At 52.2% G+C, this 13,516-nt stretch carries 13 protein-coding genes and 1 pseudogene; 12 read left to right on the forward strand and 2 right to left on the reverse strand.

What is annotated here, in order from left to right; translation table 11 throughout:
- Positions 1 to 33 precede the first annotated feature (33 nt).
- The 7 genes from V8I28_RS11645 to V8I28_RS11675 all read left to right on the forward strand — a co-directional run bounded on the left by V8I28_RS11645 (position 34) and on the right by V8I28_RS11675 (position 5,472).
- Complete coding sequence (locus V8I28_RS11645) at positions 34 to 648, forward strand: DedA family protein (RefSeq protein ID WP_341780265.1); 615 nt, start codon at positions 34 to 36, stop codon at positions 646 to 648.
- Between the two features lie 740 nt (positions 649 to 1,388).
- Complete coding sequence (locus tag V8I28_RS11650; protein WP_341780266.1) at positions 1,389 to 2,789, forward strand: FAD-dependent oxidoreductase; 1,401 nt, start codon at positions 1,389 to 1,391, stop codon at positions 2,787 to 2,789.
- A gap of 180 nt (positions 2,790 to 2,969) precedes the next feature.
- Positions 2,970 to 3,296, forward strand: a complete 327-nt coding sequence (trxA, locus tag V8I28_RS11655) for a thioredoxin (protein ID WP_341780267.1) — start codon at positions 2,970 to 2,972, stop codon at positions 3,294 to 3,296.
- Positions 3,296 to 3,559, forward strand: coding sequence for a metal-sensitive transcriptional regulator (locus tag V8I28_RS11660; protein WP_341780268.1), 264 nt, complete (start codon positions 3,296 to 3,298; stop codon positions 3,557 to 3,559). The genes trxA and V8I28_RS11660 overlap by 1 nt, the downstream gene beginning before the upstream one ends.
- Before the next feature lie 252 nt (positions 3,560 to 3,811).
- Positions 3,812 to 4,213: a fluoride efflux transporter FluC gene (locus V8I28_RS11665; protein WP_445928212.1), complete on the forward strand. Its 402-nt coding sequence runs from the start codon at positions 3,812 to 3,814 to the stop codon at positions 4,211 to 4,213.
- Positions 4,168 to 4,569, forward strand: coding sequence for a fluoride efflux transporter FluC (locus tag V8I28_RS11670; protein ID WP_341780270.1), 402 nt, complete (start codon positions 4,168 to 4,170; stop codon positions 4,567 to 4,569). The genes V8I28_RS11665 and V8I28_RS11670 overlap by 46 nt, the downstream gene beginning before the upstream one ends.
- Positions 4,570 to 4,647: 78 nt before the next feature.
- Positions 4,648 to 5,472: a hypothetical protein gene (locus V8I28_RS11675; protein ID WP_341780271.1), complete on the forward strand. Its 825-nt coding sequence runs from the start codon at positions 4,648 to 4,650 to the stop codon at positions 5,470 to 5,472.
- Between the two features lie 209 nt (positions 5,473 to 5,681).
- Here V8I28_RS11675 and V8I28_RS11680 read toward each other — a convergent pair whose 3' ends face one another.
- Together V8I28_RS11680 and V8I28_RS11685 are read right to left on the reverse strand one after the other, a co-directional pair.
- Positions 5,682 to 6,674 (reverse strand): LCP family protein, encoded by a 993-nt coding sequence (locus tag V8I28_RS11680; RefSeq protein ID WP_341780272.1) that lies wholly within the window; start codon positions 6,672 to 6,674, stop codon positions 5,682 to 5,684.
- A gap of 223 nt (positions 6,675 to 6,897) precedes the next feature.
- Positions 6,898 to 7,371, reverse strand: coding sequence for an S-ribosylhomocysteine lyase (locus tag V8I28_RS11685; RefSeq protein WP_233669323.1), 474 nt, complete (start codon positions 7,369 to 7,371; stop codon positions 6,898 to 6,900).
- Positions 7,372 to 7,585: 214 nt separating this feature from the next.
- Between V8I28_RS11685 and V8I28_RS11690 the strand changes: the two genes are divergently transcribed.
- The 5 genes and pseudogenes from V8I28_RS11690 to V8I28_RS11710 all read left to right on the forward strand — a co-directional run.
- The gene (locus V8I28_RS11690; RefSeq protein WP_341780273.1) at positions 7,586 to 8,674 is read left to right on the forward strand and encodes a hypothetical protein; all 1,089 of its coding nucleotides are present in this window, start codon (positions 7,586 to 7,588) and stop codon (positions 8,672 to 8,674) included.
- A gap of 97 nt (positions 8,675 to 8,771) precedes the next feature.
- On the forward strand, positions 8,772 to 9,875 hold the full coding sequence (locus tag V8I28_RS11695; RefSeq protein ID WP_341780274.1) for a hypothetical protein: 1,104 nt from the start codon (positions 8,772 to 8,774) through the stop codon (positions 9,873 to 9,875).
- A gap of 119 nt (positions 9,876 to 9,994) precedes the next feature.
- Positions 9,995 to 10,813, forward strand: a complete 819-nt coding sequence (locus V8I28_RS11700) for a serine hydrolase (RefSeq protein WP_341780275.1) — start codon at positions 9,995 to 9,997, stop codon at positions 10,811 to 10,813.
- A gap of 233 nt (positions 10,814 to 11,046) precedes the next feature.
- The gene (locus tag V8I28_RS11705; protein WP_341780276.1) at positions 11,047 to 12,216 is read left to right on the forward strand and encodes a helix-turn-helix domain-containing protein; all 1,170 of its coding nucleotides are present in this window, start codon (positions 11,047 to 11,049) and stop codon (positions 12,214 to 12,216) included.
- A gap of 170 nt (positions 12,217 to 12,386) precedes the next feature.
- Positions 12,387 to 13,098 (forward strand): annotated as a pseudogene (locus V8I28_RS11710) (transposase); the annotation flags it as partial.
- Positions 13,099 to 13,516 lie beyond the last annotated feature (418 nt).

Genomic DNA, 13,516 nt, shown 5'->3' on the forward strand with positions numbered 1-13,516 from the left:
TATGGTATGACGTTTTTGTTGGAAATTTGGAATATGATTTGGCATCCACTGGACGTGTTGGTGCCCCTCACCAATCAATTGGGCACCGGGATCTATCCCGTCCTCTTCTTTCTAATCTTTTTGGAGTCGGGGATGCTGATCTTCTCCTTTATTCCGGGTCAATCCCTCCTATTCATGGTCGGGTCCATCTCGGCTAGTCCGCACTCCCAACTCAACATTTGGTGGCTGGTATTGATGTTTACATCAGCGGCGACGCTAGGGTCGGCGATTAAATACTTCACCACGTTGCGCTGGCACAATCGCCAGGATAAGCTGATTGCCCGCTTGCCGGGGGAAAAGGTGGAGCAAGCCACGGCGGCCTTCAATCGGAATCAGGATCAGACCATGCTAATTGGGCGCTTCATTCCCTTCGTGGGGCTGTTTGTACCGATTATGGCAGGGACGGTTGACATGACCTGGCGGCAGTTTCGTTTCTACAATCTGCTCGGTAGCCTGTTGTGGGTGGCCAGTTGTTGTGCGGTCGGCTACTTCTTCGGGAATACGCCATTTGTCCGGAACAACTTCACGTGGCTCTTTCTCGTCCTGTTGGCCGTGCCTTTCCTGGGACAGCGCGGAATTCAAGCGGTCAAGGCAAGACGCGCCCGTTAGATTAAATTGTCAAATAAAGCGTACATCGGTCGGTGGCGGTTCCACCACGGCTGATGTACGCTTTATTTGACAAAAGAAAAGCCCCGAGTAACATGCGGATTACTCGGGACCTATTTAGGAATCTGTTAATAAATCACTTGTTTTGGGGGGAGTGCATCTATAGACAGTGATTCCTATCATCTATCACAGTGCTTAAGGTCAGAACGTATCACGAACTAACTACTGTCATGATAATCGCCGGTCGGTGGTTGCGCAAGCTAAATGTAACTGTTCCAGTTAAGTGGCTATAAACGCTAAGCAATCGTTAGTAGGGTGTCGCAAACGGCCCAACTCATAGTCGCTTAGAATGAGGCACTAAATCCCCGATTTATAGGCCGATAAGCATAGCTGTCCAGTCGGTAAATCGGTTTGTAACCGATTTAAACCAACTAATTTAAAAAGGGATAAGATAAATTAAGGTATCAACGGTAACTAAAATCCGAACAAACTGTTAAAATAAGACTAGCGGCGATTAGCCTTACAGGGATTTAGGAGACAGCGCTTACTAACTGGTAAATTTATAATGCTATCATAACTAATTACATAAAATAATGAGTGCGCGTTGCACATTGCTCCGTCATTTTTCTAAATGTGTGAGGGTTTTGCCGCTATTCCATCTTTTTTCGAGGCGAAGTCATTTATCTTTCGCTAACTTTCTAGTAGACTACCGTTAGAATCGTTTTTCATGTAGGAGGGTAAACATGAAAGTCATCATTGTTGGTAGTACACACGCTGGTACGAATGCGGCGCTCCAGATTTTGCGTGATCATCCAGAGACCGAAGTGACCATTTACGAACGGCACACGAACGTCTCGTTCCTGTCTTGCGGAATCTCATTGTTTTTGGACGGACAAGTTAAGCACCTTGAGGATATGTTCTATTCATCACCCGAGGCGCTGGTTGAAGCCGGAGCAAAAGTTTTGACGCGGCACAACGTGATTAAGATTGATTCAGAGAACAAGTCGTTGGATGTGGTGGACATGGATACTGGGGACCTGTCCACGGATACTTATGACAAATTGATTATGGCGACCGGGTCCACCGTGACCGTGCCACCAATCTTTGGTATTGATGAAGACAAGGTCATGATGTGTAAAAACTACGAGCAAGCGGTAGCCATTGATAAGGCGGCCAAAGGCAATAAGCGGATTGCCATCGTTGGGGCCGGCTATATCGGGACCGAACTTGCCGAAAGTTATGCGCGGACGGGCCACGATGTTCAGTTACTGCAGTCACGCGATATTATTTTAAATCACTACGTTGACAAGGAACTTTCCGACCACGTGGTTAGTTTGTTGGAAGACAACGGCGTTAAGGTCATGCTGAATCACCGGGTCACTTCCTTTACGGGGGATGACAATGGCCAATTGGTTATCGAAACCACGAATGGTGACTTTACGGCGGACCTAGCGGTGGTCTGCACCGGGTTCGTTCCCAACACGGAATTACTCCGGGGCCAAGTGGATATGGACCGGCACGGTGCCATCATTATCAACGACTACGTGCAGTCCTCTAATCCGGACATCTTCGCTTGTGGGGATGCCAGTGTGGTTAACTTTAACCCAACCGGGAAGCCGGCTTACACGCCGTTGGCGACGAATGCCGTGCGGCAAGGGATGCTTGCTGGGATTAATATTTTTGGGAACATTCAAAAATACATGGGAACTCAAGCAACGTCGGCCATGCAGATCTTTGGGCGGACGTTGGCTTCAACCGGCTTAACCATCGACCACGCCTTACGCTCAGGCTTTGACGCCGATCAAGTGACCTTCCAAGGCACTTGGCGGCCGAAGTACATGCCGTCTACGGACGACTTGACCATTAACTTGGTCTACAACCGGAAAAACCGGCGAATCTTGGGTGCGCAGTTCCTGAGTCAACACGAAGTTGCCCAGTCGGCTAACGCTATTTCGATTGCCATTCAAAATCGCAATACGATTGATGACCTGGCCTTCGTGGATATGCTGTTTAACCCGAATTTTGATGATCCGTTCAACTACCTCAACCTCGTTGCGCAGATGGCGGTGGAAAAGGAAACCAAGCGGGGCAACAACCATCCACGGTTGACCGCGGGGGTCGATGCCGATCCGGAGAACGTTTAAACTGAAAGTGAATTTTGAGGCCTGAGGCGACTTGCTCGGGCCTTTTTTACTGGGTAACGAAAGGGTAAAAGTCTCAAATGGTGAGTTGAATCGTGAAAGTTGAGGCAAAAGACTGGTCAAAATATACCTATGGAGGTATACTGACAACATTGACTAAAAACACAAAGGGGATTGAAAACGATGCAAGCAATTACTAGTAAGGATTTTGAACACGTCGGCGACGATACGGCGGTTACAGTTGTTGACTTCTGGGCCGACTGGTGTGGGCCATGTAAGATGCAGACGCCGGTTTTGGAAGAATTAGATCAGGAATACGGCGATCAAGTGAAGTTTGCCTCTTTAGATGTCGATAAGAACCAGGATTTGGCGCAGTCTCTGGGCATCATGAGCATTCCATCACTGGTCATCTTTAAGAATGGGATGCCGACGGAAAAGGTCGTGGGCTTCCATCCGAAGTCCGCGTTGAAGAAGTACATTGATGAAAAGGTTGCCGAGGTGACGGCCTAATGGTCCAAACAACCTCAAATCAACTCAAGAACCGCTTGCGGCGCGCTGATGGCCAACTCCAAGGGATTCTCAAAATGGTCGATGAGGGCCGGGACTGCCAGGATATTCTGACGCAGTTAGCGGCGGTGCGGTCCGGCGTTGAGCGGATGATTGGCGTAGTGGTTGCCGAGAACGTGAAGCAATGCGTGGCCGACAATCAACTGGACGATCAGCAGCAGGCCGAGCTACAGGCCGCCTTGGATTTGGTGGTTAAGACGCACTAAATCCGGCAGGACTGTCTGGCGAAGCGACTTTAAATCTGACGCAAATAAGCCTGGGGGGTATCCCAGGCTTATTTGCGTCACCTTTACATAGCTGAAACGTGCGCCCAAAGGCAGCCGGTTCCGCTTAAAGCTGCTAACCAAACAATCCCAACCCGGAATTATTCGGTTAGCAGTTTTAATGCTCGCCGGCTAATCGCCTTTTGGCCCACTCTCGTCTTTTTGGTATAATCAAAGGATATTTGGCGAGAGGGGATGGGCGTTGTGGCCCAAATTTTAGCGATTATTGGCTGGGCGTTTGTTGGTGGCGCGAGTCGATACGGCTTGGGGACGTTGTTGCCCGCAACGACGGGGTTTCCCTGGGCGACCGTGGTGGTTAATTTACTCGGGAGTGGGGCGTTGGCTTGGCTATCGCACGCCGAAACGGTGACGGCCAAGTGGCCCAACGCGTTGACGGTTGGCTTGGGCGTTGGCGGCGTGGGGGCGTTTACGACCTTTTCCACGTTTAGCTTGGACGCCGTACGCTTGCTGAGTGCGCAGGCCTGGGCCGCGGCCGGTCTTTACATTGGTCTCACCTTAATCGGCGGGGGACTGTGCAGTTGGGCTGGCGTATGGCTGGCGCGACGCTACTGGCATTTTCCGGTGACGCCGCGATGATGGCGGTGGTCGCTGGTCTGGGAGCCGCGATTGGTGCGGTCGGCCGGTACGAACTGACACGGCTGGTCAATCGTCTGTACGGCCACCACTGGCCGCTCGCGACGCTACTGATCAACTGGTTGGGGTGCTGGTTGCTGGGCGGTCTGACGGGCTGGCAATGCGATCATTTGATGACGGTCTTACTGGGCACGGGGATGCTGGGTGGCCTGACGACTTTCTCCACGTTTAGCCACGAGGTCGTCATGCTGGCCGATCAACGACGATGGGGAGCGGTGGTCGGTTACTTACTGCTGAGCGTTGGTGGCGGCCTGTTACTCGCAGCTGGTGGCCTGTGGTGGGGCCTGCATTTTCGTTAACCTGTAGAAATCAGTGGTGTTTTACCGCGAACTTCCTTATCATGGAAACAGACAGTTCGAGCGAAGGGAGTGGCGGTTGTGGCGCGAATCACAACGATTATTAAGCAAAACGCAGCGATGCGGCAAAAATTAAATCCAGAAAACCAAGCCTACTGGGATGAGCTGGTTGAACGCATGCGAGAACAGCCCAAGTATACGGACGAGGGGGTTCTCCAGCGAGACTTACGGGACCTACTGGACGAGGTGCTTAGTGCGCAGACGGCGGGACAGACGGCGGCCGATTATCTCGGCGGCGGTCCGGCGACCGTGGCGATTGCGTTGGGCAAGCTCGCCCAACCGCAGTCGTGGTGGCGAACCTGGGATCTACTGGTTCCCATCCTCATCTTTACGTTGGGGACCATCCTGCCCGGCGTCATCTTGCCGGCGGTACCGCTACAGCTCCTGCTGGTCGCCGTGCAGTACGGCCTCTTTATCGTGGCGATGGGACTAGGCATCTGGCTGACGCAACGGTTCACCGTGCGGGGACGGCTGATTGGCTGGCTCGTGATTATCGTTGGCCTGTTGGCGGCGATGAGTCTGGCGGCGCGTTGGGTACCGGCGCGAGGATTGGTCTACCTGCCGCGTGTCGGGGGTAGCGTGACCTTCATCGTCTTCGCGCTCGTGGTCACGGGCTTAGCCTGGTGGCAAAAACGCCAGCAACCCAATTCGTGGCTACCGGCCGTGCTGGGAAGTCTGTGGATTACCACGCTACTGGCCCTGCTCGCCCGTTTCCCATTGACCTCCAGCCTGATGGTGACCTCGGCCGGAAACTTCCTAATTGGTTTAGGAACGTTGCTGGGAGACGTTAGCGTCCTGATTATCGGCTGGCACATCTGGCAAGCGCGGAAACTGAAAAAAGATTAGATAAAGCCTGATCACGGTGTAATAACCGGCGTGATCAGGCTTTTAGTGTGCCACGAATAAAACGTTAAGTGCTGGACAGGGCTGACTGCCTGAATACTCGCGGAATCTAGGCGGAATCGTTGTATTGTAGCCTGAGGTGAACGGAAGACCGCCAGCTCCAACGAAAGTGTCAGGTCAAACCAGTCGGGCCACCGCCAGGTTTGCCATCGTCAGAAGCCCAGCGGATCCAGGGCGTCCGTTTGGAAGGTCGCCGTGGTTGGGAGCCCCAGCGCCTGCCGCAAATTGGTTGAGATTTTATTGATTTCGGATTGCGGGGCGATCTGGTAGTCGATGCCGTTGAGCGTGGCATTTTCGCCCTGCAAGGTCTGCGATTGAATGTGGCGGCTTGTGTGACCGTCCTTGGCCCGTAACCACATGAGGTCGTTGAAGGTTAAATTGGTTTGGAGGTTATCGCTCAGTGAATCCAACACGGATCGGTAACGAGTGATGGAGCTCAGACTGGCTTCCTTGAGCACCAGAGCTTTGATAATCTGCCGTTGTCGGGCCTGCCGACCGTAGTCACCCAGGGGGTCCTGGTCGCGCATTCGCGAGTAAGCTAGGGCGCTGGCCCCATTCAGGTGAATCTTGTGTCCCTTGACCACGTTGGCCTGCTCGTAGTGGAAGGTGAGAAGTGGGTCAACCGTGACGCCACCCACGGCGTTAATCATCTTCTTGAGGCCGCCCATGTTGAGTAAAACGTAGTAGTGAATCGGAATATTGACGAGGTGCTCCACGGTTCTGACGGTCGTTTTCGCCCCGTATAGCGGGTAGGCCGCGTTAATCTTCTCCTCGTCCTGTTGGCTGCCGTAGATGTTCACTAGGGTATCTCGCGGAATGCTGGTTAATTTCGCCGTCTGTTTCTGCGGATTAATAGTGGCGACGATCATAGTATCGGTGCGGCCTACATCGTGCCGGCCGAGGGCCCCGGTATCGGTTCCGAGCAGGAGAATGGCGAAGGGCTTGCCGCTAGCGAGTGCGGTGCTATTGGGTTTTAAACCATTGGCGTGGTAGGTGTGAGAAAAGGTGGCTTGGGCCCGTTGCCAAGCTTGCCAGCCATAAACGCCACCGCCAATGAGTAGCAGACTACATAAGACGAGTAACCACCGGCGCAGGTGATGGCGCCGCGGGGTGAATTGTCGTTGTCGTAATGGTGTCTTTTGCATGATGTTGCCTCCCCTAATCTCTTAGTCCGCAACCTAGTATAGCCATGCCGGCTGAGAGTGGGGCAACTGGTGGCTTGGTTTTCATGGTTTCTTAGTGATCTTAACCGAAGCGAAAGTATCTTTAGCGGATTGTGGTTTTTGCGGCCCGGTTGGCTAACAAAAAACGCGGCAACCGCTGAGTCGTAACTCAACTGATTGCCGCGTTTTGTGTTGTGAATAGAATTTAGATGACTTCGCGCTTGAATGGGTCTTTGGAAATGCCCTTGTCGAGGATGTCCTTGCACCATTCCTTAGCGGAGAAGAGACTGTGGTCACGGTAATTACCGCAACTGTACTTGTCGGTTCCTTGAACGTCTTTCCATTCCGTATCGAAGGCGATGCGGTGTAAAGCCACCTTCAAAGCCTTGGCGACTTCTTCGGTGGATTGTTCGCCCCAGGTAATCAAATGGAACCCGGTCCGGCAACCGAATGGTGAGCAGTCAATGACGCCGCTCATTTCGTCACGAAGGTAGCCAGCCAACAAGTGTTCAATCGTATGTAACCCGGCCGTTGGAATTGCGTTGGTGTTGGGTTGAACTAACCGTAAATCAAAATTCGAGATAACGTCACCCTTCGTCCCAGTTTCGCGCGTAATCAAACGAACGTAAGGTGCCTTAACAGCGGTGTGATCTAAAGTAAAACTTTCAACTTTTGCCATTATTTTGCCAACTCCCTTATTCAAATTAAGTGTACCCCCTTACTGTACACCAAGACCCGGGCGTGGTGCCACTATTTTCCAGGACGATCTATCGGCACCGGCGTGACCGGTGATTATCCGAACCGAATGGGCCGGCTTGGTGAATAATGTCCGACTGCGTTACAATTAAGCCGGTTAATCAAAAAACGATGAATTTAAAGAAAGGAAAATCATTGTGAAAGGTTTACGTGTTGGGGGAGTCGTGCTACTGGGTGTGTTGTTGGGGATGTTATCGGGAATTACGGCGCAGGCCTATCACGTTGTTCGACAACGCACATCGGCCCTAAGCGTGGGGCGTTTGCGGGTCGTTAATGATCGGGCCGTTCATTACGTCGGGGTACCCAAGCACTATCAGGCGGCTCGCCATCCCCACGGCATTAATCGCATCACCAGTACCAAGGGATCGCGGGTGACGTTTGCTACGAAATACCTTCTCCCGTATCCGGGGTATCACCATCAGGCGTGGGGCAATCCGCAGAGTGTCGCCTCGACCGGGCGGTACCTGTACGTCATCTATTGCCCAACGGCATGGAAGAATCGCGGGCGGTTGGTGCGCTATGACTTGTGGGCGCTAGCGGCGATGCACGCCACGCCGCAGGCTATTCAACGGGCCTACACGTCCCACGCCCGACTATCGAAGCAGGTGCGGCACGCCGTGAAAGTCGGTCCGGCATTCGTGACGGGTCACGGGCAATCGCTAGCCTATAATTGGCGGGACCATCACCTCTACATGTGGTGTGATCGGGAGAAGGCGCCCCGCGTGCCGGTCAACCAATTCGGTTATTTGTCGCAGATCAGTAGCCGCCAGCTCAAGCCGATTCATCAGATTCGCTTTCGGTTTAAACACGGCAGATTTGCGGTCCCAGGCGGTCACGTGTTGACGTTTGATCGGTCAGGGAACGCCTATTTCTGGTCGCGACCCACGGCGCACCGTGTATACCTCTACAAGGGAACCGTCACGATGAAACACGTTCACTTTCGGTTGACGCATCAGATTCTGCGGACCGGACCGGGCACGCGGGTGCAGAGCATGGCGTACAATCCCCGTACTGGTCGGTTGTACCTGGTGGCCGACGGGTCGATTGCGAACCTGCCGGCAGCTAAACTCAACGGCAACGGTCATCTAACCGCGCGTAACGTGAAGTGGAACCGGTTCTCCTCGCGCCGTGAATTCGAGGGGTTGACCTTTGCCGGCAACGGGCGCGCCTACCTGCTAAGTAACCATCAGCCGGAGGTCTTAACCAGTAATCGGGTAACCTGGTGAATTCACTTGGTAAGTTGACTGCGTAAAGAAACAATTCTATTTTCCCAAAATGCGGTGGTCGTTTTATACTGACCGAAACATTGGGGGGTGATGGATAATGCGAAAACTTCATTTGTGGGGCGCCTTACTCGTAGGATTAAGCTGGGGGCTAGCCCTGGCTACCGTGCCCGCGCAGGCGATGACCACGGTTGACCAGAGTGCGGCGGCCCTGGCGTCGACGGGGGCTCAACGACCATTGGATGATGCGCAGGTCCACTTTGTCACGGTGCCTAGCCAGTATGCCCAGGCGGCCCATCCACATGGGATCAATACGATTGCCAGTGATCAGGGGTCGGCCATCACGTTTACCACAAAATACCTATTGCCGTTGCCAGGCTATCGCCATCAGGCCTGGGGTGATCCGCAGAGTATGGCCGTGGTGGGTCACGACCTCTACGTGGTGTACTGCCCAACGGCTTGGCATAATCGAGGTCGAATTGTCCGCTTCAATATGAGTAAACTGGCCAGCCTGAAGGCCACGCCACATCAGATTCAGGATGTCTATACGATTGCGGCCAATCTATCGGCGAAGGAAAAACAAATCCGGACCGCCATCAAGGTGGGGCCGGCATTCGTGACGGGCCACGGTCAATCCTTAGCGTATAATTGGCGCGACCATCACCTGTACATGTGGTGTGACCGGGAGTCCGCGCCCCGGATTCCGGTCAACCAGTACGGGTATCTGCAGCAAATGAGTGCCACGACGCTGCGGCCCATTCATCGGTTGCGGTTCCGTCTGCGGCACGGGGACTTTGCGGTTCCCGGCGGTCACGTCTTGGCCTTTGACCATCACGGGCGGGCCTATTTCTGGACTCGGCCGGCGAGCGGTGGCGTGTACATTTATCAGGGCCGGTTTGGCCGGCATCACGCCAGCTTCCGGTTGACCAATCAGGTCCTGACGCAGGGTCCGGGGACGTGCGTACAGAGCATGGCCTTCAATCCCCGTAACGACCGCCTTTACCTGGTCGCCGATGATTCCATTGCGAGTTTACCGGTGGCCAAGCTTGCCGGAAGGGGGAGCCTGACCAGTCAGGATGTGACCTGGACCCACTTCGCATCGAAGCGTGAATTCGAGGGACTGAGCTTTGGGGCGGACGGTCAAGCCTACCTGTTGAGCAATCATCAGCCAGAAGTCCTTATCGGAAATTCGTTGAATTGGTAATCTAAGTATTAGAAGTCCCGATTGGCTGATGAAGGCTGATCGGGGCTTTTTTAGGGACTACAGCTTTCGCCAATTTAGGCGTAAAATGGGTTTTAATAAGGTTACGACGGAGGTAAATGATGCGTGGATTAAGAGGATTTGTGATACTGGCGGCGGTGAGTCTGGGAATCCTGGGGTCAACGACCGTGGCGCAGGCCACCACGGTCGCGCACGAGCAAGCGGCGATTAAGCGGCTGATTAAACGCGATATGAAGCCGGTGCATGGCCGCTGGTCCGTGAAGGTGACGCGGCTGGGAGCGCGACCGCTAGCGGTTACGACCGGCAATCAGCGGGTACGGTCGCAGCGCTCGGCCAGTACGATTAAGGTTTTTGTGATGTTGACGGTTTTTCAGCGAGCGCAGGCCCATCAACTCAAGCTAACCAAGGCCGTTAAGACGGACCTGGCCCGGATGATTCACAATTCGGATAACGCCGCGACGAACCGCTTGATTCGGCGGCTGGGTGGCTTTAAGCGCGTGAACCAGGCGATGAGCCACTACGGCTTTCATCAGTCTCACTTGCGCCGCTACATGCTGGATACGCGGGCGTTGCGTCGGGGAAAGGACAATACCACCTCGGTCAAGGACCTCACCCGCTTTCTGACGTTAACCAGTCAGAATCAATTGCTGGGTAAAACGTACGATCGCAAGATGATGACGTTGCTGCACCATTGTAAAAATCATACGAAATTACCTAAGTTGGTGAAGCATGCGGCGGTCTACAACAAGACGGGGGAATTTCCCGACAAGGGCGTCCAGAACGATGCGAGCCTCTTTAAGACGGCGCACGGGACGTATACGGTGGTTGTTCTGGCACAGCAGGGCAATCAGTATCAGCAATATCGCGCGATGAACCGACTGGGTCGCGATACGGTTAAGTATTTAAATGCCCATCGTTAGGGCGAAGAGGCGCTAGTGGGGAAGTCCATGAGCGCCTTTTTTGATAGTTTATTTTATGCAACTGCTTTTATAATTAACTTTATGAATCGTTTTGGTGGCTTTCTGAAAGTCAATCGGGTAAGCTGGGGGTACTTAAAAATTATGGAGAGGAGCTGGGGACCACGGCGAGAATCTGGTTTGCGGAGCGCCGGGCGTTGGATCGGTTGCCGCAGGAAAATCACTTAATCTATGTGGTGAATTATCCAATCTGTCAGATAGAACCCTCGGGTCAATTGGTGACCGTCAAGAATTATGCGAGTTGGGGTGAAATTACCGACATTACGATCGATGACAATCAGCGGTTTGTGATTCGTTCAACGTCGGGGCACACGCTGAAGCTGGGGGCCAAGAAGATTGTCCGCTATGATACGACCGAGGCGTCAGACGGAAGCGTGACGGCTTTGTTGAAGCAAAATGGCTATCTGCCCCCGGTTACCGCGGCATTGCCGGTGACGGATCAGTTTCGTCAACAGCTCGCCGCGGTTTTTCCTAAGGTCAAGGCCCTAACGAAGATTCCGGAACGGTACGCCGTGATTGACTGTGAATTTGGCATTTTGTTTGGCGTCCAGCGACAGGGCGATAATGTGATCCAGCGTCGGGTGTCAATCCTAGGCGAGAAGGCCAGTATTTTTCAACTGGCGGTGTTGGGGTACGCGGGCAATCAGCCCATCGACCTCTTCTTTAACCGCTATCTGGATCACCCGAACTTTTCGCCAACGCTTAAACTGCGAGGCTTAAAGGAAACCCAGTTGCCACTGGCCACCTACGAGGCACAGGCCGATCCGCTGGCGGTGTTGAAAGCCTTCATTCAGGAGGTGATTGCACGGCGGATTCCCCTGGTGTTCTGGGATAAGAGTAACGATTTGCGCCTGTTACGTCAGACGTTGGCGGTTCACTTTGCAGAATTTTCAACGGCGGAACAAGCGCTGCTGGGAAGGGAATTGGTGGTATTTGACGGCAGTGTGTACACGAATCTCGTGATTAATCGAAGTAACCATGCCCGCAAGAATGCCCATCATTATTTGCCACTGAATGGCGTGGCCGGACTGCTCAATATCTTCAATCCCCACCAGCACAATGCGCTGTGGGACGCGCAGACCACCCACTGTGTCGTGGATGCCTTGACCAAGATTCAACGGACCCAGCCGGTGGTCTTGACCCAACCGCAACCGCTCCCGACGCACCGGCGCGAGGAACTTCTCACGACAACTTTGGCTCCGCGACCAATGGCCCACGTGGTGCCCGATGCCGCGACCTTTTGCCAGCTGCGGTCGACCGGCCAGACCTACCGGGAGATTGCCCAGCAGTTTGGCGTCAGTACCAGTACGGTTTGGCGCGCGGTGCAGCAGGCATCGAAGGTGTAAAAAAGATAAGTTTTAAAGGGAGCATATCTCGGAAAGTTTTAGCGATTGGGAACAATGATTGAAATTGGTCTAGACTTGATGGATTAATAGATATTTACACCGTAACGCGTGATGTTAGTAATGTAATATTGCGAAAACTAGATAGTAACTTTGGGTTTTAAAGTATGTAAAAGGACCGCTATGTCTTGCTTGACAGAGTTGGTACTCCTCTCCTCATATATTTGCTGAATTACTGAAACGTGGTCGGTATGGTATCGGTGTTTGAAGAAATATAAGAAGGTTTACTTTTGCTATTGTGATCGTCAAATGGATATCAAAACTTTGTATGACATACTTCGCCGCAGTAAGTGTCAACCAAAAGCCACTACGTGTACAGTTCTATCGTTACGTTTGACGTTTCAGGTCAGATGATGCCCGTCAAATTAGTCTTTGTCACGAAAAAGGGGGTCTGCCAGCAACTATCTAGTTCTAGGCACCACCAAAATTGGCCTTCGTCCGCAAGGGATTATTCAAATGTATGCGCGGCGCTGGCAGATTGAAGGTTACTTTAAAGTGGCTAAGCAGTACCTACAATTCGATCGAACACAAATTCAAAGCTATGATAGCCTTTGCGGTCACATGGCGGTCGTTATAGTAGGCTACGACATTTTATTGGCACAACGAGAAAACTCAGATGACCGAACGTATGGTGACCTATTCTATGATTATAGTCGGTCCTTACCAGATATAAAATTTGCTAATGCATTGAGTTGGTTGATGAAAACCTTAACTGGTATAGGTAAGAAGTTCGACATGAACGAAGAGATTCTCAGCACCGTTTTCGATGAATTTATAAAAGCCTTGCCTAATAATCTGGTCAGATTATTAGGCAAGGCTCAATAACGCCAAATGACTATATTTATTAGCCTCAGCCCAGCTTTATCAAGGGCTGAGGTCTATTTTCGTACTTTCAACCTTTTGCTAAATATCACTAATTACGATAGGTTCTTACTCATTTTTGAAAGACTAAGAGCCTATCATGATTATACCCAAACGTTAAGAGCTAGCTAATTAATGATGGAGAAAACGTATTGAATCCATGATTACAGCTTATTGAACTGATCGTTCCGTATCTGCATGATAATCGAACAGTTTTTAATGCTAGGCTTTTTCGGATTTGCGGTAGTGCAGTTTAACGTGTTGTACCAGAATAGTATGATCTTCTACAGCATATTTTAGGTTGAATCTTTAAGTGGTTAATTTGATTATGAAACTCGATACATATTGGATGATCCATATCACTCCAAAACGGAATTCACCA

The organism is Levilactobacillus sp. HBUAS70063 (assembly GCF_038374745.1).
Classification (GTDB): domain Bacteria; phylum Bacillota; class Bacilli; order Lactobacillales; family Lactobacillaceae; genus Levilactobacillus.

What these genes read in the sequence shown, in the direction of transcription:
- V8I28_RS11680 (WP_341780272.1), bottom strand. Translation starts at nt 6,674, where the DNA reads ATGCAAAAGACACCATTACGACAACGACAATTCACCCCGCGGCGCCAT.
- V8I28_RS11665 (WP_445928212.1), top strand. Translation starts at nt 3,812, where the DNA reads ATGGGCGTTGTGGCCCAAATTTTAGCGATTATTGGCTGGGCGTTTGTT.
- V8I28_RS11645 (WP_341780265.1), top strand. Translation starts at nt 34, where the DNA reads ATGATTTGGCATCCACTGGACGTGTTGGTGCCCCTCACCAATCAATTG.
- V8I28_RS11650 (WP_341780266.1), top strand. Translation starts at nt 1,389, where the DNA reads ATGAAAGTCATCATTGTTGGTAGTACACACGCTGGTACGAATGCGGCG.
- V8I28_RS11670 (WP_341780270.1), top strand. Translation starts at nt 4,168, where the DNA reads ATGGCTGGCGCGACGCTACTGGCATTTTCCGGTGACGCCGCGATGATG.
- V8I28_RS11700 (WP_341780275.1), top strand. Translation starts at nt 9,995, where the DNA reads ATGCGTGGATTAAGAGGATTTGTGATACTGGCGGCGGTGAGTCTGGGA.
- V8I28_RS11695 (WP_341780274.1), top strand. Translation starts at nt 8,772, where the DNA reads ATGCGAAAACTTCATTTGTGGGGCGCCTTACTCGTAGGATTAAGCTGG.
- V8I28_RS11685 (WP_233669323.1), bottom strand. Translation starts at nt 7,371, where the DNA reads ATGGCAAAAGTTGAAAGTTTTACTTTAGATCACACCGCTGTTAAGGCA.
- V8I28_RS11660 (WP_341780268.1), top strand. Translation starts at nt 3,296, where the DNA reads ATGGTCCAAACAACCTCAAATCAACTCAAGAACCGCTTGCGGCGCGCT.
- trxA (WP_341780267.1), top strand. Translation starts at nt 2,970, where the DNA reads ATGCAAGCAATTACTAGTAAGGATTTTGAACACGTCGGCGACGATACG.